The 22,496-nt window shown below is 39.5% G+C and carries 17 protein-coding genes and 1 pseudogene; 16 read left to right on the top strand and 2 right to left on the bottom strand.

Annotation, left to right across the window (positions count from 1 at the left end; genetic code table 11):
• Positions 1–96 precede the first annotated feature (96 nt).
• The gene (locus R8925_RS09500) at positions 97–1,227 is read right to left on the bottom strand and encodes an LCP family protein (protein ID WP_430535635.1); all 1,131 of its coding nucleotides are present in this window, start codon (positions 1,225–1,227) and stop codon (positions 97–99) included.
• A 388-nt stretch (positions 1,228–1,615) separates the two neighbouring features.
• Here R8925_RS09500 and R8925_RS09495 point away from each other — a divergent pair, with 388 nt between their 5' ends.
• The 6 genes and pseudogenes from R8925_RS09495 (at position 1,616) to R8925_RS09470 (ending at position 7,026) form a co-directional block, all read left to right on the top strand.
• A complete protein-coding gene (locus R8925_RS09495) occupies positions 1,616–2,863 on the top strand; it encodes a SpaA isopeptide-forming pilin-related protein (protein WP_430535634.1) in 1,248 nt (415 codons plus the stop codon).
• Positions 2,864–3,244: 381 nt separating this feature from the next.
• Positions 3,245–4,732, top strand: a complete 1,488-nt coding sequence (locus tag R8925_RS09490; protein ID WP_430535633.1) for an AcpB/EbpR/MafR family transcriptional regulator — start codon at positions 3,245–3,247, stop codon at positions 4,730–4,732.
• 152 nt (positions 4,733–4,884) lie between these two features.
• Positions 4,885–5,874, top strand: a complete 990-nt coding sequence (locus R8925_RS09485) for a choloylglycine hydrolase family protein (protein ID WP_430535632.1) — start codon at positions 4,885–4,887, stop codon at positions 5,872–5,874.
• 8 nt (positions 5,875–5,882) lie between these two features.
• A pseudogene (locus R8925_RS09480) lies at positions 5,883–5,981 on the top strand (hypothetical protein); the annotation flags it as partial.
• A gap of 84 nt (positions 5,982–6,065) precedes the next feature.
• Positions 6,066–6,233, top strand: coding sequence for a hypothetical protein (locus tag R8925_RS09475; RefSeq protein ID WP_430535631.1), 168 nt, complete (start codon positions 6,066–6,068; stop codon positions 6,231–6,233).
• A 76-nt stretch (positions 6,234–6,309) separates the two neighbouring features.
• Positions 6,310–7,026: a Crp/Fnr family transcriptional regulator gene (locus R8925_RS09470; RefSeq protein ID WP_430535630.1), complete on the top strand. Its 717-nt coding sequence runs from the start codon at positions 6,310–6,312 to the stop codon at positions 7,024–7,026.
• Positions 7,027–7,221: 195 nt separating this feature from the next.
• Here R8925_RS09470 and gad read toward each other — a convergent pair whose 3' ends face one another.
• The gene (gene gad, locus R8925_RS09465) at positions 7,222–8,634 is read right to left on the bottom strand and encodes a glutamate decarboxylase (protein ID WP_430535629.1); all 1,413 of its coding nucleotides are present in this window, start codon (positions 8,632–8,634) and stop codon (positions 7,222–7,224) included.
• 526 nt (positions 8,635–9,160) lie between these two features.
• Between gad and R8925_RS09460 the strand changes: the two genes are divergently transcribed.
• From R8925_RS09460 to R8925_RS09415, 10 genes are all read left to right on the top strand, one after another.
• Positions 9,161–9,877 (top strand): Crp/Fnr family transcriptional regulator, encoded by a 717-nt coding sequence (locus R8925_RS09460; protein WP_430535628.1) that lies wholly within the window; start codon positions 9,161–9,163, stop codon positions 9,875–9,877.
• Between the two features lie 370 nt (positions 9,878–10,247).
• A complete protein-coding gene (locus R8925_RS09455) occupies positions 10,248–15,050 on the top strand; it encodes an Ig-like domain-containing protein (RefSeq protein ID WP_430535627.1) in 4,803 nt (1,600 codons plus the stop codon).
• Positions 15,051–15,183: 133 nt separating this feature from the next.
• Positions 15,184–15,678, top strand: a complete 495-nt coding sequence (locus R8925_RS09450) for a DUF4352 domain-containing protein (RefSeq protein ID WP_430535626.1) — start codon at positions 15,184–15,186, stop codon at positions 15,676–15,678.
• Between the two features lie 19 nt (positions 15,679–15,697).
• A complete protein-coding gene (locus tag R8925_RS09445) occupies positions 15,698–16,834 on the top strand; it encodes a glycosyltransferase (RefSeq protein WP_430535625.1) in 1,137 nt (378 codons plus the stop codon).
• Positions 16,835–16,846: 12 nt separating this feature from the next.
• Positions 16,847–17,509, top strand: coding sequence for a YveK family protein (locus R8925_RS09440; RefSeq protein WP_430535624.1), 663 nt, complete (start codon positions 16,847–16,849; stop codon positions 17,507–17,509).
• Between the two features lie 7 nt (positions 17,510–17,516).
• Complete coding sequence (locus R8925_RS09435; protein ID WP_430535623.1) at positions 17,517–18,194, top strand: CpsD/CapB family tyrosine-protein kinase; 678 nt, start codon at positions 17,517–17,519, stop codon at positions 18,192–18,194.
• Entirely contained in the window at positions 18,181–19,587 is a 1,407-nt protein-coding gene (locus R8925_RS09430) for an O-antigen ligase family protein (protein ID WP_430535622.1), read from the top strand. Before R8925_RS09435 ends, R8925_RS09430 begins: the two co-directional genes overlap by 14 nt.
• Positions 19,580–20,344, top strand: coding sequence for a glycosyltransferase family 2 protein (locus R8925_RS09425; RefSeq protein ID WP_430535621.1), 765 nt, complete (start codon positions 19,580–19,582; stop codon positions 20,342–20,344). The genes R8925_RS09430 and R8925_RS09425 overlap by 8 nt, the downstream gene beginning before the upstream one ends.
• A gap of 43 nt (positions 20,345–20,387) precedes the next feature.
• A complete protein-coding gene (locus tag R8925_RS09420; protein ID WP_430535620.1) occupies positions 20,388–21,041 on the top strand; it encodes a sugar transferase in 654 nt (217 codons plus the stop codon).
• A 3-nt stretch (positions 21,042–21,044) separates the two neighbouring features.
• Complete coding sequence (locus R8925_RS09415; RefSeq protein WP_430535619.1) at positions 21,045–22,484, top strand: oligosaccharide flippase family protein; 1,440 nt, start codon at positions 21,045–21,047, stop codon at positions 22,482–22,484.
• The last annotated feature ends 12 nt before the right edge of the window (positions 22,485–22,496 follow it).

Below are 22,496 nucleotides of genomic sequence, written 5' to 3'. Positions count from 1 at the left end.
TACAATAAAAAAAGACTATAGGCATGTAATCTAATACTGTGTCTATAGTCTGAGTCGATTGAAAACCTAGCAGGGTTTTCAATCGGCTTTTTGCATTTAATCATAAAACCCAGTAGTCGTTTTTCTGTTTGGTAAATCACCTGTCTTCGTATTTCCTTCTGTACCAATATATATGCCATCACCAGTGAATGTATCTGCATTTTTCTCTGATTCTGGGGTTGATGTTGTGTAATCACTCTTAAATTTGTATTTTCCGTTAGTTTGGAACTTCTTTTTGTCGCGGTCATCTTTTTCTTCTATTCCGAGCGACACTCTTAGCTGGTGCGCGACGTGATCAATACTATCTTGGTACAATTCCACCATGCTATGCCCGCCATTACTAAAAGCTCGCCAATCAAAAGTGAGTTGTTCAATCTCGTAATCTTTGCCAATCAGGAAATCTTGAATCACTGTTTTTATTTGACTCTTATCAAGGTCCATCTGGATTTTACCTTCTAGTGATTCGATTATTTTAAGGTATTTCGTAACGGAATTAAGGTTGGTGGCCTTGTCTTTTACCGCCTCAAGTACGAGTTGTTGTCGGAAACCGCGCATGATATCATTATCAATTTTACGTTCTCTCGAAAAAGCTAGTGCCTCTTCGCCGTTAAGGTGCTGTTTACCCTTTTCAAAATGAACCTTTTTACCTGTATCAAAAAGGGGACCGTCAAATGTTTTTGGCACATCTACATCGATTCCTCCGAGCGCGTCGATAACATGCATAAACGAATCGAAATTAAAAACTACATAGTGATTAATTGGGATATTAAATAATTTTTTTACTGTATTTACAGCGCTTTTTGGTCCACCGTACGTATAAGCTGATTCGATTCGTTGCATACCTGTATAATCATCGGATTGTATTTGCACAAAGCTATCTCGAGGAATACTACAAAGCGTCATTTTTTGTGTGCGTTTATTTAAACTTACAAGCATTAGAGTATCTGTTCTAGAGCTACCAAGATTCCTAGATGCATTATTATCCAAACCCATAATTAAAAAAGTCATTGTGTCTGGGGTTTTAACCTTATCTGTTGAAGGTACGGGATGATAGGCCTTATTCCAAACATTCTCTGCTTTAGCGTACAGGATACAGAGATAAACGAGTGTGCTAATGATCAAAACTCCGAATAATAGTGTTATAGAAAGCAGTAGGGTGCGTTTTTTTATAAACCTTGCTCGTTTCATTTGTTAACCGCCTTTCGTGAAAAAGTATGATTAAAAGAAGTATAATATAGGTTTGTTACATATATGTGTCGGTTTGAAAGACACATAATGGACATAAAAAATCATATAATTTGCAAATGGTAGATAAGTGTATCTTTAACCGGAATATAGATGGGATATTATGAAAGTATATTCATCAAAACTAGTGGGAAGGCATTTGAAACATGAGATGAATATAGCGTGCTTAAATAAAGAACAAAGGAGATTAAATCATAATGGGAAAAATAAAAAATATATTGTATGTTTGATGATTGCTATGCTTTGTTAACCGTTATTTGGCATATTTGCATCGGCACAAGGTGGAGTAGCAAAAGCTGGAGGGACAACAATTCAGACTTCACTAGCTGTTGTGACGGGAGCGATTAGTAGTCGGGAGGAAGTTGATTTACGCGTCAATATTTCTGGAAGTGCAGGTGCTTTTCTGACGGATCATGGTGACATTAAGGTGACGATACCGAAAGAGATTGTTTACAATTCGAATGATTTCATAGCTAAAACAGTCATTCTGCAACCATTCAAATTGGAAAAGGTGACGAATGATGCGCTGAATTATTATTTGACCTTCTCGATTGACCGAACGGCGATTGGAGACAACGACGCGTTCAATGGTATTTTTGAAATTAAGTTTGGGGCGCCGCTGATGACAGTTGGGGATGCTTATCATGATACGCAGACGTTCATGGTGGACTATGCTGGGCAAAGCAAGAACGTAACGGTGGATGTGCAGAAGCAGAACGTAGCGATTGCACCACTTTTTGATAAGTGGTATAAAGGTGATTTTGATAAAGATGGGGTTGCAACGTTAAACACGGTGGATTCCGAAAATAATAGTTTTCAGTTAGTCGTAAATTATCGACGCATAGACTTACAAAATGTTGTTATTACAGATACGTTGCCAAAAGGGACATCATTGATTGCGTCGCCGACTAAGTCTTCCATATCAGGGGATACGATGACAAAGGACGGGATTCGAATTTTGAAAGTGATGGCTTTTGATGCGGCAGGTACGGCAACGAAGTATCAGTATGTGACGGCTGATTTTCAAGATAAGATTCATGTGGATAAGGAAACGAATCGTTTTACCGTAGAATTAGGGGATTTGACAGTAGATGGGTTAGACCCGTGGACTTATGCATTTGTTGAAACTGCTGCACCGAAAGGGTACATGCTAAATAGTGATGCTGTGTCATTTGAAATTAAGTTTGGGGAAAATGATGGTGTCGTGGAGGTTGTGAAGGAAAATAGTCATGTTTTCACGCAGGAGCCAGTAGATCCGGTTGTGCCGGAACCAGAGATTCCAATCAAGCCAGAAGTTCCAGTCAATCCAGGGCTTCCAGTCGAATCGGAAAGTCCAGTAGATTTGCCAAAAGCACCGATTGAAAAGCCAATAGTAAAGCCAGAAATTGTTGCTCCAATTGCAAAACCGGTAATTTCTGAGAAGCCAAGTTTGGCACCAATAGTAAAGCGAGAAATAGTTGTTACATCCAAAGTGAAACAGGAAAAATTAGTGAAAACAGGAGATCAGTCAGACAAACAGTTTATTCTCCTTGGTTGTATGTTACTAGGGGCTACTTTACTTTGGTATAGAAAAGTGTAATATAATCGCGTTTTAAATAAAAAATGAGCAGAAATCTCGTGTACCCATTTTTAGAGAATGGTGTTATGCAAGATTTCTGCTTTTTTGTGCCCTCAATTAGCTAGCGTCAACTTTAGTCCAATAATCGGATTACACGGAGGTGCTCTGATCGAATTTTATGCCATGGCAATGATGTTTGACAATCCAGCTCTTAAAAATGGGGTGCGTGATACCTGCTTTTTCTTAAAATCCATTAGAAAAAACACCATTTAGTGAATATATCGTTGTTTTGGCTATAATACAAATGGTTTGGAGGTGTAATTTGAGGTCAAAAGTGGTATAAGTATTAAATGTAGTTTAAAAAATGGGATGCTTACTGGTAATTTTAAAGGAGGATTTCCAATGAAGAAGGATATTTATCAAACTGTAGGCCAAAACACAAACAATAATATGGTGCTTTTGCGGATGATTTCAGAGGAGGAACGCTGGTATACAGTGAGTGAAATAAGTGAGCGCTTGGAGATGAATCAAAGAACAGTGCAGCGTTATTTGGCAGATTTATTGGACAAAATTGAGGACTATAATGATGACAAAATTCAGTTGCATACGGCGAAAAATAAAGGTGTACTCTTGGAAGTGAAGCTAGGTGCGGATGTACTCAATTTCGAATTGTATCTTTTAGAGGATAATGTGACAATTATGTTAATGAAGGCGGTCTTTTTTGAAGAATTTACATCGGTGAAAAAATTTGCGATGGATTATTTTTTGAGTGAAACGACGATTCGGAGGTCATTAAAGTACTTTCAAGGGTTGATGGAACCGTATGAGATCGGCTTGAAGCGTGAAACGTATGAAATCGTGGGACAGGAAGAGCAGGTTAGGATGTTTTTGTACATTCTTTTTTGGCGGATTTATCAAGGAGCGATGTGGCCGTTTGACATAGTTAATCGCAATATCGTAGGAGAGGCGGCAGAAAGACTTAGCTCAAGCTTACGACTAAATTTAACGCATGTGCAAAAGAAACAGGTCGAATATATTTTAGCGATTAATATCATTCGGATTAGGAAAAAACATACGGTCAAGGTCAAACCTCAGTGGGAAGATTATCTGGATTTGGAGAACGATTATAAAAGTCTTGTTAAAATGGAAACGGTTTTTGATTCCTTGAATATCCAAGCGGAAGGAGAGGTTTATTTCTTCTATTTAATGATGGGAACGCGATCTAAGATATATGATAATAGTGAGGTAGCAAAGAGAGCGATGATACCACATCAAAAAAATGAGACGGATGTTTATGTGGCAACGCAAGCTTTTCTTCGTTTATTTTCAGAGGACGTTATTGAGATACCTGAGAAGAAACAGGAAGAGTTTTTTTATAGTAGTTTTTCGGTACATTTGTTTTGTACGTTGTTTAAGCATTTTTCGGTGGATATCAATGGGTATTCGTATTTGCGTAAGATGAAGGAGTATTATCCGAGTTTGCATCAGAAAATGGATGCGTTGTTGGATAAGCTGTATGTGGAGACGGGAAATGCGTTGTTTTTGGAGAAGGGTCTTTTACTGACGAGGTACGGGTTAATGTTTTCTTCTATTAGACGATTGACGCATTTTGAGAATCAGGTTCAGATTGTAATGGATACGGATTTGCCGAAGTTTGCAGAGCGGAATTTGCGACACCAGATTTATGACATGCTGAAATATCGGTATAAGGTTCTTTTTTTGAATAAGGATAGTGCGTCTCAAGCGGATGTAATTTTGACGACGGTTGCGACCCCGATGATGGTGGAGCGGTATAATCGTAAAAAAGTGCTTCATATTGAGTCAGAGTTGACTGCGAAAGATTTTTTTAATATCGTGAATATAGTCGTTGAAGCGATGTCTGGTAAATAGTAATAGAAGGAAGCTGCCGATACTGGTGGCTTTTTTTCATACGGTTAAAAATGTGCAGATAATACGACAAAATTACAAATTTGCGAGATGTGATATTCGCTATAATAGGTAACATAATAAACAAATACAAATTTGAAGGAGAGAATTAAATTATGTGCACAAGTTTAGTATTAGAAACGTTGGATGGGAAACATTTATTATCAAGAACGATGGATTTTGCTTTTATTTTGGAGGCGAATCCGACGGTCAGTCCGAGGAATTATGCGTGGAAAACTTCGACAGATGGCGCGAGTTACAAGAATAAGTACGCGTTTGTCGGAGCAGGCAGAGAGTTGGATAAATACATTTTCGCGGATGGATTGAATGAGAGAGGCTTGAGTTGTGCGTCGCTGTATCTTCCTGGAGAAGCGGTTTACGCGCTGGAAGCTATTGATGAGAAAATCAATTTGGCACCGCAGGAATTTTTACTTTGGATGTTGGGCACGTGTGCGACGATTGAGGATGTGGAGGCGAAGTTGGCGGATATTAACTTGGTGGATCAGCAGGTTGCGTTACTTGGAATCACGCCGCCGCTACACTGGATTTTCACCGATAAAAGTGGCCGATGCGCGGTTATTGAGCCAACGGAAACGACGCTGCGTATCAAGCAAAATCCAGTCGGTGTGATGACAAACACGCCCTGCCTCGAATGGCATATTGAGAACTTGCGAAACTACACGGGATTACAAGCGCAACAATTGGCGCCAGTGAAGTTCGGTGATTATGTCGCGAAACCATTTTCACAAGGAACTGGGACAAGTAAATTACCAGGCGGATTCACACCACCGGAACGATTTGTCCGCGCGGCTTACTTGAAAGAAAACGTGGTTCCAGCGAAAAATGAGGAAGAAGGAATCACAAACGTGTGGTACATTTTGAACAGCGTCCGCATACCAAATGGCGCCGTGATTGAGGAGAATGGCGATTCGGATTTTACACAATACGTAGCATCGATGTGTCCGGAAAGTAAGACGTACTACTTCACTTCTTATGAAAATAACCAAATCAACAGCGTTACCTTGACGGATGAACTTTTAGAAAATACGAAAGAACCGATCACATATTTTGTCGATACGACGCAGAATGTAAACAAACTAGTCTAAAGATGAGTTACTTCCTTATCGGCGTCCTTGTTATTTTCTAGGGGTTGACATTACTACAATTAAAAGGTACAAAAGTGACAGCTATCTTCGCAAAATTAGGCTTCGTTAGGTGTAACAAATCGAGGCAAAAATACCATGAAAATAGTTAAGAAGAAAGGAATCCACTCATATCAATTATTGTTATTATGAGCATGATAGCCTTTGGAGCTGGGAATTTCAGCTTAAAAAATCCGAATCATACGAAATATCTGATGTATGGCATAAAAGAAGATGTTTTGGAGTACGCGATTGCGCCAAGGCAAGAGATGAAAGGAAATATTTATTTTGAGATTTCTGTTGATTTGGAGGAGTTTTGGTGAGCTATAGGACTGAACCTAATCACGACAAAGCGACAGAATGATTGATTGTATTTCCTAAAGATTAGGAGGGGCTGGAATGGCCAATAAAGAGACTAATATGGAATTACTTTACGGGGAAGCCCATATTAGCAAAGGTTTCAATGAAGTAAAGTTCCGCGAATTTATACAGGATGACTTGATTTTTCCGACTAAAGGTGTGAAGAAGTATTATATGAAACAGGATATTCTCATTCAAGATGAGACGGATGAAAATGATGTCTATTTTATCGAAAATGGTATTGTAGCGGCTACGCTTGACGGGAAAATAGTCGTAGATTTTTTTACTGAAAATGATGTCATTGGCTTGTCTAACTTAACACTTGGAAGTAGTCCAGACTATGTTTTTACAGCGATATCCGATGAGGTGGAAGTGACGCGATATCGAAAAGAGGATTTGATTGAGAAAATCATGAACACACAAGAAGGCTATCTTTATCACTATGTGCACATGAAAAATATGATAGACAGGTTGCTTGCTCGTCAAGAACTCTGGAGATTGCCAACAGAAGAAAGGGTTATTATCGTGCTACTAGAGCTTGGTAAAAAATACGGAAAAGAGGCCAAAGATAAAGACACGCTCTGTTTTCCGAAACAAATAAGCAAGGGCATGATTGCACAATATACGAATTTTAATCCAAATACGATTACGACCATTTTGCAAAAACTAGAAGAAGAAGATTGCATTTATGCGGTTCGTAGCTCAATTTTTGTTAATACGGAGAAATTAGAAACAAAGTTAAGAGCTTTTTCATAGAAGTGAAAAGATAGGATGCTGTAATAACGCTCAATAGGAGCGATTCTTAACATGCTGGTAAACCAAGTTCGGGCTGCACAAGGCGCTTCTACTAATTATTATAATGCGACGGATGACAGGGCGCCTAAAACTGAAGATTAGACAAAGATGCCATCCGTGGGCGTTCATATTTTCCCAATCCTTATCCATCACAATTTAATGCGTAAATCCTCTCGTTTCTTTTTTACCATCTGAGGAATCATCTTTCGGGGCCAAGATTCTTGCTTTGTCTAATTCCTCAACGGCGCCATGTAAGTCTTCCACAAATTCCTCTGCTACGTTGAAACCTAAGTCAGCCCGACACACGTAGCGTTGGATTAAAACGTCCTCCATATCTTTCGGTAGTGGATAAGTCGGTACTTGCCAGCCTTTCATTTGTAAGCGATCTGTTAAATCGTACAGCGTCCATTCCTTGTCAGTATCAGCTTTTAGCGTATAACAGACAATTGGAAGGTTCGCGCCGTCATTATAAATTTCGAAAAGTCCTGTTTCTTCCAGCGCTTTAGATAAGAACAGCGCTACTTTCTTCGTTCTTTCGTGAATGCCACGATAGCCATCAAAGCCGAGTCGCATGAAATTATAGTATTGCGCGATGACTTGGCTTGCACTCCTAGAGAAGTTAATCGCCATGGTAGGCATGTGACCACCGAGGTAACTCACATCAAAAATAAGTTCTTTTGGTAAATATTTTTTATCTTTCCAAAGTATCCAACCAATACCTGGATAAACAAGCCCGTACTTGTGGCCAGATGTATTTATAGAAACGACATGTTCGAGACGGAAATCCCAAGGTAATTCAGGATTTACGAACGGTGTGAACATCGCACCACTTGCACCATCGACATGAATAACGAGTTCATGCCATTTGCTTTTCTTATTGTATGCATCTACTAAATGGTTTATTTTTTTAATGTCATCAAATTTGCCCGTATAAGTGATACCTAGAATACCAACAATTCCAATCGTGTACTCGTTGACGTAATCCATCAGCATATCGGTATTAATACTCATATGTTTCGGATCAACAGGGACTTCAATCAAATCGACATCCCAATAAACACCGAATTTTTCCCAACAAACTTGGAAACCAGAGGAGATGATTAGATTTGGTCTTTGCGCGTTGATGTCTAAACCGTTTTCAAGAGCCATTTTACGCCATCTAAATTTCATCGCCATACCAGCCAGCATACAAGCTTCACTGGATCCGACGGTAGAAGTTCCAATGAAATCGTGCTCTTTTTGGACATTCCATAAATCAGCTAAAATGTTCACGCAATAATTTTCGAGTTTGGCCGTTTGTGGGTACTCAGATTTATCAATCGCGTTCTTTTCTAGCGTTTCACTCATCAACTTTACTGCTTCTGGTTCCATATAGGTTTGACAAAAAGTAGCGAGGTTTTGGCGTGCATTTCCTTCATCCATCAGTTCATCGGAAATAAGGCGGTAAGCTATTTGTGGGTCAATTGGTTCTCTTCTCAGCGTTGTTTTGACGATAGCGGAATCCTCGGCATAACTTCCGTAAATTGGCATTTTAGGGTCATGTTTCTTTTCTCTACGATCATGTAACATAATTATCGCTCCTTAATATTAAGATATCTTCGGTTTATAGTACATTCTACTCGTATGCGTTATAGAGAACATATATCATAGTCATAATACCCTAATTTTGAATAAAACGGAAGGAGAAACCATTTTGCTGGGGTAGAAAATCTATTATTTAGAAGGAAAAACAAAGCTGCCAAAAATGTACCGTTAAAACGACAAAAAAAAGAAATTATACAGACAGAAATTCTTTATAATTAGTACTACAGTGAACAGAAGAAGCAGTGCAGTAACCGCGCATACGGTCAAAATTGTGCAAATATAAACAAATCAGCATAAGAAATTTGCTCTTTGCTAGGTAAGAAATAAAAGGACGGTAAAAAGTCATAAAAGGATACAGATCGATAATGAAAAGTCATAAAATGTTCAAAATACTACCCATTTATTCTGGATTTTAGAAAATAGATTCTTATTTTTGTTCTATACTAGGTTCCGTTCACTACCAAGAGAAAATGCATATAAATAATCGATAATGTGGGAGGAGAATGTTTAGATGCAGAATAGAATGATGGATATGGACAGTTTGTACAGTGAAGCCTCGATAGTAAGCCAGTTTAGTGAGCGTAGATTCCGCCGGTTTATAGAGGAAGATCGTATTTTTCCGGTGAGAGGCGTGAAGAAAACCTTCAATAGGAACGATATTATTTTGAAAGCTAGTAATGATTTAAATGCTATTTATTTCATTGATGAAGGTATTGTAACGGGAACTATTGAAAAAGGAGTTGTTGTTGATTTCTATACAGCACGTGATGTACTTGGGCTTTCTAATTTGATGCTTGGAAGTGATTCAGCGTATACATATCAGGTTTTATCAGAGGAATTAGTTGTAACCAGGTATGCCAAAGAAGACATTATTGAAAAAGTAATGAACACGCAAGAAGGTTATTTTTATCATTATGTACACATGCAGAATTTGATGAATCAAATGGTGAAAAAAGAGGAATTACTCAGACTCCCAACGCTACAAAGAATCAGTTCTGTACTTCTAGAGCTTGGAGAGAAATACGGTGAAGAGACCTCAGAAAAAAATATTATCAGCTTTCCGAGGCACATAAGTAAGGGCATGATTGCTCAATATGCAAATTTAAATCCGAATACGATTACAAGCGTACTACAAAAACTGCAAGAAGAAGGATTCATCTATACGATCAAAAGCGCTATTTTTATGGATAAATCCAAGCTTGAAATGAAATTAGAAGTTTTTTCGTAAGTTGTCACAAAGTATTCGAAAATTATTATTATAATTCTAAATACTAGAAAACAGACAAAGATTTCTACTATATACTAAGAATCGATAGGAAGATAATGAGGTGCAAATCACTTCAACACGAAATGATTCATAGCACAGCGTAGCGTATAAAATGAAAATAGTTATTAGTAATATTTTGTTTTTAATATTTTGATAAAAATTATAATTAGATTTTTTAGGTTATTAATTTCAAAAAAGAAAGGGGTGTATCCGTATGAAAAAACGAAATAATCCGATTGATTCAAGTTAACTCTTTTGAATTCAGTCCAAAAAAATAGTTGCGCAACTATTAAAAGTAATAATAATTTAAATCAGAGGAGGACATTAATTAATGTCAACGAAAAAAAATATCGTCAGAAAAACTGGAACAATCGCTTTAGCAACCGTATTGGTTGGGAGCTCGTTTCTAAGTACACTACCAGTTAACGCATTCGCGAGTGAAGCAGCACTTAAAAATGTAGTGTCAGAAGCGACGCCAACTGCTGCCCCTGCTGATGCAACAGAGGTATCAACATCTACAGAACTAAGAGCAGCTTTGGAAAGCAAAACCATAACAGACATTAAACTAACTGCAGACATTAAACTGGCATCAACGTTTAACTTCACAACACAAAAAAATCTATATGGTGATGGACACACGCTTGATATGAATATGAATAAAATTGGAGTTGCCAAAGCAAATTCTGTCAACCGTGTCGAAAATCTAACAATCACTAACCAAAATATTTATCCTTTATTCTGGTCAGAATATAGTGGCGTGCAAGTTACGTATAAAGATGTAACTTCTAGCGGTAAACAATTTATTTACAATGCAAAAGGTACAGCTATTTTAGAAGGAAATATTAAAGCAACTGCGAATTATGAAGAAATTTTCCAAGGAGCGAACCTGATAATTAAAGAAGGCGCAGACGTTGATTTCTCTTCTGTTGAATCTAGTTTGACGGCACTTTATGTAACTGGTGATCTAACGCAAGAAGCGAATTCGAATATGAAAGTTGATTCAAAATCATACACGCTTTACGTAGCTAATAGTAGTACACAAATTTCTGCCGCGGGAAATATGGAACTAAATTCAGAGAAGAAACAAGCTATTTATGCAATTGGCGGGAATATGGTCGTTAAATCAGGAGCTAAATTCGAGGCTAACGCAGGTGATACAGTAGAAGAAGGTATTTCTATTACAAACGGTAACTTGACAGTTCAGTCAGGAGCTGATTTCGTTGCTACTTCAAAAGGTAAACAAGGAACAGTCCAAACTGGTAAATCATTAACATTTGAGAATGGTTCAAACTTTGCCATTACAAATACCAATGCGGTAGGCTCTGTTTTTGCGAACTATGCTGGAGCTTCAACTAAAATTAACATCAATTCTGATAAAGGCCTATCCACATGGGATTATGGTTTTATCTACAATGATAAGCCAACGCATAACTACAACGATTTTAAAACAGCAACATTCGACTTATCTGGTTGGGATAAAGGAAACTTAAGCCAAAAGAACTTGATGTCAAACAGTGCGCAGTTCCAGTCACAATTTGTAAGTAAAACAACTGGTAAATTATTTGGTGGTAGCTATGCCTTAACGAATATTGCACAAACAACTATCGAGGACCTTACTACAGATTCAACGCACGTAGTCGGTCTGGCGGAACCAAATGCAAACATCGTAATTAAAAATGCGGCAGGAGTAACACTAGGTTCTGGAAAAGTAGGCTCAGATGGTTACTACGATATTACCATTGAAAAACAAGCCGCTGGAACAGTCGTAACAGCAACAGCTGATTCCAATGGCATTACATCTTCTGCATCAACGACAGTCATCCAAGCAGCGATTAAACAAACAACGATTGCACCACTCACGACAGATTCAACCAAAGCAACAGGTACAGCAGAACCAAATGCAGATATTGAAATCAAAGCAAATGGTGAAGTTATCGGGAGTGGAAAAGTAGGGTCAGACGGAAGTTATAGCATTACGATTTCACAACAAGATGTAGGTACAAGAGTAACAGCAACTGCGACAAAAGGAACAGCTTCTTCTTACGCGACGACAACAGTAACACAAGGTGACCTTGATCAAACAACAATCTCAGCGTTAACAACAAAATCGACAATAGCAGAAGGAACAGCAGAACCAAATGCATCTATTGAAATCAAAAATGGCGCTGGAGAGACACTTGGAAGCGGAAAAGTAGGATCAGATGGCAAATACAGTATTACTATTCCGAAGCAAGAAGCTGGAACAGTCGTAACAGCTACAGCAGCAAAAGATGGCAAAACATCGACCGCTCAAACAACAGTCATTCGTGGTGAAATTGATCAGACAACAGTTAACAAAGTTACTACTGAGTCAGTAAACGTTTCAGGAACAGCAGAACCGAATGCCACACTTGTTGTAGAAGATCAAGATGGTAAGCAATTGGCAAGTGGTCGCGTAGGATCAGATGGTATTTACAGCTTAACAATTGCCAAACAACCAGAAGGAACAACTATTTCAGTAACAGCTTCTTTAGCAGGATTAACATCGAAAGCATCAACGATTGTAGAACGTGATGGCATTGATCAAACGACAATTAACAAACTCACAACAGACTCAACATCTGCATCTGGAACAGCAGAGCCAAACGCAACTATTGTTATTAAAGATCAAGATGGTAAGCAATTGGCAACAGGACGTGTAGGATCAGATGGTATATACAGCTTGACGATTGCGAAACAATCAGAAGGAACCATCGTAACAGCAACAGCAACAAAAGATGGCAAAACATCAGATGCGCGCACAACGGTAATACGTGAGTCGATTGCTCCAACAACGATTAATGCACTAACAGCGGACTCCACAAACGCAACAGGAACAGCAGAACCAAACGCATCCATTGTGATTAAAAACGCATCTGGAACAACTATCGGATCAGGAACAGTAGGATCAGACGGTAAATACAACTTAACGATTAATAAACAGCCTGAGGGAACCGTCGTAACAGCGATAGCAACAAAAGATGGCAAAACAGCAGAAGCAAAAACAACGGTAACAGCGGGTGAAAACATTGCTCCGACAACGATTAATGATTTAACAGCGGATTCGACAACTGCGACAGGAACAGCAGAACCAAACGCATCCATCGTAATCAAAAATAATGCTGGAACAACCATTGGATCAGGAACAGTAGGATCAGATGGTAAATACAGCTTGATCATTACTCCACAAGCAGAAGGAACAGTCGTAACAGCGACAGCAACAAAAGATGGCAAAATTGCAAAAGCAGAAACAGTCGTAAAAGCAGGTCAAACTATTGCAGCCCCAACGATCAATGATTACTACGTGAATGACGGCTATGTGACTGGAACGGCTCCAGCAGGTGCGAAGAAAGTAACTATTGAAGTTGCAGGTAAAACAATTCGTACGGTAGATGTTGCAGCAAATGGCACGTATAGAGTATATGTCAACGATAACGCAGCAATGGGCATAGCAGGTACTTCTTTCCAAGCCTACGCAACAGATGCGAATGGCAAAGCAGGCGACAAAGCAACAAGCACAGTTAAAGCAAGAGCGGTAATCGTTTCCCCTCCAACGATTAATGATTACGTTGTAGACGGCGGCTATGTGACAGGTAAAGCGGCAGCTCCAGCAACAAAAGTAACGATTTCTGTAGGTGGCAAAGATATCCGCACAGGTGACGTAGCAGCAGATGGTACATTCAAAATCTACGTAAACGACAACGCAGATATGAAGATTGTAGGTAAAGAATTTACAGCCGTTGCAAAAGACGCAGCAGGCAATGTAAGTAAACCAACAACCGCAACGGTAAAAGGTTCTAAACTGGCGCAACCAACAATCGATCCTTACTATGCTGGTCAAGAATATGTCACTGGTAAAACAGACAAAGCAACAAGCAAAATTGGTCTCTACGACAAAGGTGGCAACTTACTTCGTTACGGCGCAGTAGACACAGCAACAGGAACATACAAAATCTATGCTTCTGATAAAACAGCAATGCGCGTTGTCGGTGATGAATTTTCCGTCAGAGCCGTTGATGTAGCAGGAACAGCAACAGAACCAACAAAAAGCACAGTTCTAACAGCGATTTTAGGAAAACCAACAATCAATGAGTACCATAAAGACGATGAATATGTAACAGGTAAAACAGACATTGCAACGTTCAAAATCGGTCTTTACGACAACAATGGAACACTACTACGCACAGGTTTAGTAAATCCAGACGGCACGTACAAAATCTATGCATCAGATAAAGCATTCATGCAAGTGATTGGTAATAACTTCACGGTTCGTGCCATTAACTCGGCAAACGTTCCTGGGCTAGCAGCAACATCAACAGTTCTAGGCGAACGCATTCCATCTACAGTAACAGCAGCAGATTACAACTTAGGCGACAACAACGTAACTGGAACGTATACAGGGGCGGGCGCGAAAGTACAACTATTTGTGAATGACGTACTCGTTAAAAATGGTGCGCTAGACACAGCAACAGGCACATACCAAGTCTATGCAAAAGACTACATCACAGCAACAACAGATAAAGTTGAAATCGTATTATACGACAAAAACTGGCAAGAACTAGATCGCACACTAGTAAACGTAAAAGCAGCAGCAGGCGAAACATTAAAAATTACTCCTGATGAGTATACAATTGGTGAGCCTGATGTAACAGGTACGCTTGATGGTGTAAGTACAGGCATTAAACTATATGTGAATGGTGAATTTGCCCGCACAGGTCAAATAAGTGGCGACGGTAAATCTTTTGCCATTTATGCACAAGATAAAATTACGTCTACAACAGATACCGTAACAGTCGTTGGAATTGATAAAGATGGAAAAGAAGTAACAGCAACTGTAACAGTCAAAGACGCAAGTGAGTCACCAGATGCATTAAAAATCGACGCTACTTCTTACAAACTAAACACAGATAACATTACTGGTTCTTACACAGGTACAATGAACGGTGTAGAACTTTGGGTAAACGATGAGAAAGCTCGTACAGGTGGATTTGACGACACAACAAAAACATTCACTGTCTACGCAAAAGACAAAGTCACGTCTGCAAGTGATAAAGTTCAAATTAAAGGTTACGACAAGAATTGGAATACAATAACAATTGATGTCACTATAAACTAAACTTTTGAAGGCAGGCATCCTAGGCCGATAATTTTAGGATGCCGCCTTTCAATAAAATAGGTACGTTTAAAATTACCACCAAATCTTGATACAGACAGGATTTTATATATATTCTAAGAAATGAGGATTTTCTATGAAAAAATATCAAAAAATAATGATTGCCGCAGCTACTGTTTTAACATTAGGAACAACAATGGCAGGCTGTAGTACTGTAAAAGAAGACGAAACTCCTAAAGCAACGCAACAAACACAAACTGATTTAGACAAGAAAAAAGTCATTGCCGACATAGAAATGACACCAAAAAAGTTCACCTATAAACAAGATGACGCATTTAACGAAAAAGGAAAAGAGTTAACGGTTATCCCGATGCACATTGCAAACAAGACGAAATCAGAATTCGGTATTGGAGCAGGTGATTTCCACTTAGAAACAACAGACGGGAAGAAAATTGAAACATTCGGTTACCATGACAGCTTTGGAGATGTTATCCCAGCTGGAAAAACACTTGACGGTAACGCCTACTTTGCTATTCCAAAAAACGGTAAAGATTACACATTAGTCTACCATCCAGCGAATGCAGCGAAAGAACAAACTTTGAAATGGGAAATCGGCGCACCTAAAAAATAAAGAAAAGAAGGTACCAAACGTGTTAAATGCAAAAAAAATAATGATGTTTAGTTCGGTTCATGTTTGGAATGACACACGCATTTTTTATAAAGAGGCGATGACACTTGCTGATGCAGGGTTCGAGGTAGACTTTTATGCGATTGATAACGGGATGGAGGTCGTGAAACATCCAGGTTTACGAGTTCATTTACTACCTGCGAGCACATTGCGACTAGCACGCCCTTTTCGCTGGCGCAAACTTTACAATATTGCAAAAGCGTCTGACGCGATGTACTACCACATTCATGATCCAGAACTGCTCCTACTTTTACCGAAGTTATGTAAGAAAAAACCAGACGCTATCTTAACCTATGATATGCATGAAAATTTTCCAGCAGATATTGAGACAAAAACATGGATTCCTGCCATTTTACGAAAACCACTTAAAAAATGGATTTTGCGAATGGAAAAACGAACCATGGCCTGCTGTGATCATATTATTTTTGCAGAAGAATCGTATGTGGGAAGTTATGAACATGTGACTTGCAAGAAAACCACTATCTATAACTATCCAACATACATGGAAGCTATCCCCAAAAGGTTATCCAAGTCGCCATTCACGCTTATCTATGTTGGCAGTATCACCGAAGATCGCGGGGTTTTTGAAATGTTAGAACTGATTCGCGGATTACAAGAGAAGCATCCGCAAGCTTATCGGCTGAAACTTTTAGGTCCGATGACAAATAGTCTAGAGATAGAAGTACAAGAGTTTGTGAGTAAGCATCGACTGGAAACTGCTGTACAGGTTTACGGTCGCGTTCCTTATCCTGAAATTTGGCAAGCATACGCGGAATCTGATTTAGGTCTTTGTCTTTTGCATCCAATTCCGAACTACCTCCAATCGATGGCTACCAAATTATATGAATACATGGCGGCATCACTGCCAATCCTAGCCTCAGACTTTCCAGATTGGGCAGCTTTTATCGAAAAGCACCAAAGTGGGACGGTTAGTTCTCCGTTTGACATAGAAAAGCTACTATGTGAAGTAGAGAACCGGGCGGCGAATCCTCAATTTTATGCGCAAGAAGGAGAGCGAGGACGCTTGGCTTATGAGCAAGAATATCATTGGGGGATCGAGGCGCAGAAAATGCTAACTGCGATTTATAACACGCATTAATTGGAGGTATTTATGAAAGAAGCAATGAAAACAAAGCAGATTTTACGCAGTTTTAAAAAGTCTTGGTATTGGTTGATTATCGTGCCTGCCATCCTTGTCATGCTTACGTTCGGAATCGAAAAATTTTGGATTACACCGAACTATACGACATCGACCCAAGTCTTAGTCACAACCGTCACTCCAAAAAATGAAACGCAGGCCTCAGATAGTGTAAGGTCCTCGATTCAACTAAGTGACACCTATAGTACGACAATTGGAAGTGCGAGAACGATGCAAGAGGTCATTGATAAATACAATTTGGATATGACGCCTGCCGAACTTGCCAATAAAGTCACCGTGAAAGGAAACATCAACTCACTCGTCTTCACGATTACCGTGATAGATTCCAATCCAGAACAAGCCCAACTCATCGCGAACGGTATCGCATCTGTGGTGCAAAGCGATTTTCCAGATTTGTTCAGCGGTACGAAAATGATAAATTTAGAAAAAGCAAGTGAACCCGTCACGGTCAGCAGTATAACGAAATACATTTTAGCAGCCGGCTTTGGATTGGGAATAGCGCTAGTCATTGTGCTATATCGAGCAAGTTACGATACTATTATCCGCCAACGAGAAAGTTTTGATGACATGGGGCTCAGATTCTTAGGCGACATTCCACTGATAGAGGGAGGATAAAAACAACATGGCTAGATTCAAGAAAAGTAAACTGTTTTTTGAAGGGAAATCTAAATCCTTCGAAGCTGAAAAAATTCGTTCGGCACAAGTAAGTCTTCAATTTGCACTGACTACGCTGGACAAAGCACAAACCATCATGTTTACATCCGCCAATAAAGGCGAGGGAAAAACATTTTGCATTAGTAATATCGCCAAAGAATACGCTAAGTTAGGCAAAAAAGTGTTATTAGTCGATTTAGATCTGCACCGGCCACGTCTCTCCCAGTCTATTGCCCCGCGAGAAGTTGGCGGTTTGATGTTGGGTGTACGAGACCTATCCGTGTTAGCCGATCAAATTCTTCCTTTGACCGAGGAAAATCTCTTTTTCTTACCTACAGGTCCACTGCCCTCGAATCCATTGGAAGTGGTGAGTTCCGGATTGCTTGCGGAAGTGTTTGCAAAATTGGAAGAAGAATTCGATATGATTTTTGTCGATACGCCACCTGTTCGTGTGTTGTCGGATGGACGTATTATTGCCACATTATGTGATGGTGTTGTATTAGTTATTCGTAATGGCGTGACGAAGTTGAATGAAGTAGAAGAAGCCAAAGCATCAATTGAAAATGCTGGGGTGCCGATTGTTGGCGCTATTTTAAATGGTCAACAGTACAACAAGAAAGAGAAGAGTACGTATGCCTATTATTAATTGGCTACAAACAAACATTAAACTGCTATTTTTCTTCTTAGGCTTAACCGCCGTATTACAGGCTTGCGTCTTTCTACCATATGGTTTCTGGGCTTTGCCACTTTTCTTCGTTATCGCCTTTATTTTTCTACCAATCAACATGGAAAAGTTCACAACTGCACTTAGTTTTGTGATTCTATTTGCTGGCTTCTTCGGTTCTTATATAGGCATACCGGGTAACGAGAATATCTTTTTATTTCGACTCTTAATCCCGATCCATCTGTTCCTCTTTTTATTCTTTGTGAAAAAAGATTGGCTACGGTTGCGCTATATGAAAGCCTTTCTCTTCCTTTTCATTGCCTTTTTTATTGGGATGATGGCAACGGGATTTTGGGCGCCACAGTTGGGACAAAGCATGCGATATCTGTATTTTATTTTTGAATGGTTGTACGTCATTTTTCTATGTGTCTACTATGTTCGAAATGAAAATATATATCAGGTGCTGGCAAAATGGCTGACGGTGCTTTTTATCGGTATTTTAATGATTGGCGTATGGGAATGCCTGACGGGGAATCATTTAAGTCAGTCGGGCTCTCTCTTTTACGAAACGACAACGAGTGCATTCCAACCAACTGGCTTTCAGTTTAATACGAATGATTTCGCCTCGTTACTCACGATTTTCTTTCCAATTGTGATGATGTCAATTACCACGTGGAAACGAAAAGTCATCATGCTTAGCGGTTTGCTGGGAGTTGGTTCGATCACGCTATACCTCGTTATCATGACCAATTCTCGCCTTGCGCTGCTAGTTCTCATTCTAGAAATTTTTGTCTTACTGTTCGGCTGGTCTAAAATCTGGTCTTTCGTTGCCGTCTATGTTTTAGGTATGGGAGCTTTACTTGTCTCGACTTTTCATGCTTCTGGTTTCGTTCAAAAGTTACTTGGCATGGTGAATAATTCATTTACGGATAAAGGAGATTCAACGAGTGAGCGGGTGCACATGTATCAAGCCTCGTGGGACATGATTAAAGAATCACATTTCATGGGAATTGGCGCGGGAAATTTACCGATTCGACTGGATGAATATATGTATGGTTTTGAAAGGGTTTCTGATAATTACTGGGCACCTCACAATTACTGGCTTGAAGCTTTGGCAAATGGTGGTTTGTTAGCGTTTATACCGTTGCTTGCATTTTTTATCGGATATCATATTTTTGCGATTCGTTATTGGGTGGCTGGAAATTATAGTGCATTCTCTGGGATTCCGCTTTTAATTGGTATTGCTTTTGTGGCGGCAAGTATTGGTCTTAGCAGTACGATTGACAAACGGCACCTTAGTTTAGGTATTGGGATTGGGCTCGCTCTTCTGAATATCTGTTATTTACAAAAAGAAAGGGTGAAACAGGATGATTAGTATTATTATGCCTGCACACAACGCAGCGGCGCATATTCAAGCGGCGATAGATAGTGTTTTAGCGCAAACCTTTACCGATTTTGAGCTATTGATTTTAGATGATTGTTCGACGGATCAGACGGTGGCGTTTGTTCATGGTTATGCGGATTCACGGATTCAGCTGCATATGTTGGAAACGAATTTAGGTGCGGCAGGCACGCGAAATTATGGTATTCGCCAAGCAAAAGGCCGATATGTGGCGTTTTTAGATAGTGATGATTGTTGGAAACCAGAGAAATTATCGTTACAACTAGCATTTATGCAAGAAAATGAATTGGCGCTCAGTTACACGGCTTATGATGTGATGAGTCCAGACGGCGCCCAGATAACAGGGCATGTGGCGGTACCAGAATCGGTTACCTACCGCTATTTACTGCGCAACACGATTATTGGTTGCCTCACCGTGATGATTGATACGAAAAAAACCGGTCTTGTGCAAATGCCTGCGTTTCAAGGCGCGGAAGATACAGCAACCTGGCTTTCGATTCTGAAAAAAGGGCATGTCGCAAAAGGTCTGACCGAGCCACTCGCTTTTTACCGGAAAGGCAACGTATCTTTATCCAGCAATAAAATTCAGATGGCAAAACACATTTGGCAAGTCTATCGAAAAGGTCAAGACATGTCGGTGTTCACAGCTTTAACGCACTTCCCATTTTATTTATGGAATGGACTTGTGAAACATTTACGAACAGGCGGTTCCGTGAAACTCGTGAAGTAGATAGCGCTTTTAATTAATAAAAAACAAGGAGGTATCAGCCATTATGGAGCAAAAAGTAACACTGGTTGTCAGTCATGAATACAGAAGAGCCAAAAGAATTATTGATTTTATGTCAGCGCTTAGCGGGATTATTTTGTTAAGCCCCGTATTTCTCATCGTAGCGCTCATGATTAAGCTAGATTCGCCGAAAGAAAAAGTGATTTTTGTCCAAACGAGAACAGGGTTGAAAAATGAACCTTTCCAAATTTTTAAATTCCGTTCAATGCGAAAGAGTGATCAGCCGGGCGGTGCTAGAAAACATGCATATGATTGGAACGACGGCGTACCGGACGATTTTGTTTTTAAATCCGTATCGGAAAACGATCCTGAAATCTCTCCCATTGGTGCTTTCGTTCGCAAATTTAGTTTAGATGAAATACCGCAACTTTTCAATGTATTACGCGGTGATATGAGCCTAGTAGGTCCGCGCCCAGAAATACCAGCGATCACGAATCTTTACTCAAGAGCGCAACAAACGAGACTGCTCGTGAAACCTGGTGTGACAGGGTGGGCACAAGTGAATGGACGAAGCAATATGAATCATGGTCAGAAAATGGTGTATGACAGTTATTATGTACGGAAACTTAGCCTGAAATTAGACATTCAAATCATCGGTATGACCGTGAAACAGGTATTAACGGGTAAGGATGCGGTTTAATCGATGAAAAAAGTAACCACGAACTATATTTTTGTTTTACTGTATCAACTGCTCATTATTATTACACCGATTTTCACAATGCCATACGTTATTCGTGTTTTAATGCCAGAAAACATTGGTGTGGAGGCTTACGTGAGCTCTGTTGTACAAATTTTCACAGCTTTTGCCGCGCTTGGTATGGGAGATTACGGTCGAAAAGTGATTGCTAGTGTGAAGCGCAAACAAGATTTAAAAGTGGAATTCTATAGTCTGTATGTGGTACAAGGCTTCTTTTCCGCTATTGTCCTCATCGCCTATCTTATTTTCACATACTATACCGAGCAATATCAGCTGTTGTTTCTGATTAATATCTTGACTATTCTTTCGTATATTTTTGATATTACGTGGTTTTACACGGGGCAAGAGAATATAAAAAACATCATGATTCGTAATATCTTGGTACGACTTGGTTCGATGATTGGTATCTTTTGTTTCGTGAAAGGACCGGATGATTTAGCGATTTACGTTTGGATTAATGCAGCGACGCTTTTTTTAGGACAACTTGTGACGTGGCTACCTCTGTTAAGAAAGTTGAGAGGGTTTGAAGTGCAGTGGGGAAAGGTGAAAAAACATGTCGTTCCTGTTATGACGGTTGCTATCGTGCCAATCATTACGCTCATTCCACTGGCTGTCAATAAAGTTATTCTGGGAAATAGCACCTCGGCGATGGATGTCGGTTTTTATAACCAAGCATTCAAATTGATGACGCTGTTTGTGGTGTTTGTCACCGCTTTATCCACCGTTATGAGCCCGCGAATGGTTAAACAATATAATGGCGCGAAAAAAGAAGACTTCGAACGTTCCATGTATTTTTCGTTTCGCTATGTCGCGCTCAGCACGTTACCACTTGTGACTGGTTTAATCGCCATTGCACCGTTGTTTATCCCATTATTTTTAGGCAGCGCGTTTCAACCCTCAACCCTTAATTTACAAATTTTAGCCCCTAGTTTATTTTTCTCCGGTTTAGCTGGTATTTTCGGATTGCAAATTTTGGTGACGACAGGTAGGAATAAAAGTTACGCCTTCAGTGTTCTCATTGCTGCAATCGTGAGTTTCGGCACGAATATTATCTTCATTCGGCTATGGGGGAGCTACGGCACAGCGCTTTCCTATCTTATTTTCATGATTATGACCTGTGTGCTACAAGCTTACTTTGCGAGACATTATTTCTCCATCAAAAAAATGATGCAACAACTATTTCCTTATGTGGCAGCGAGTTTGGTTGCTTTTATGTTTGAAATTAGCGTCACGTATGTTTTAACAGAAATACACGCAATTTTTATCATTGCTGTACAGGTGTTTATCGGCGGAATTGTATATTTTGGCATATTAATTCTGTTCCGCGATCCACTTCTTTTAAAAGCTGGACAAATCTTGCAGGTGAAAATAGCGCGTAAAAAATAAGAAGAAAGGTGA

Origin of the sequence: Listeria rocourtiae subsp. hofi (genome assembly GCF_963575615.1) — a bacterium.
GTDB lineage: Bacteria > Bacillota > Bacilli > Lactobacillales > Listeriaceae > Listeria_A > Listeria_A hofi.
Note: the sequence above shows the minus strand (reverse complement) of the source record. Positions and strands in the feature narration are given on the sequence as shown.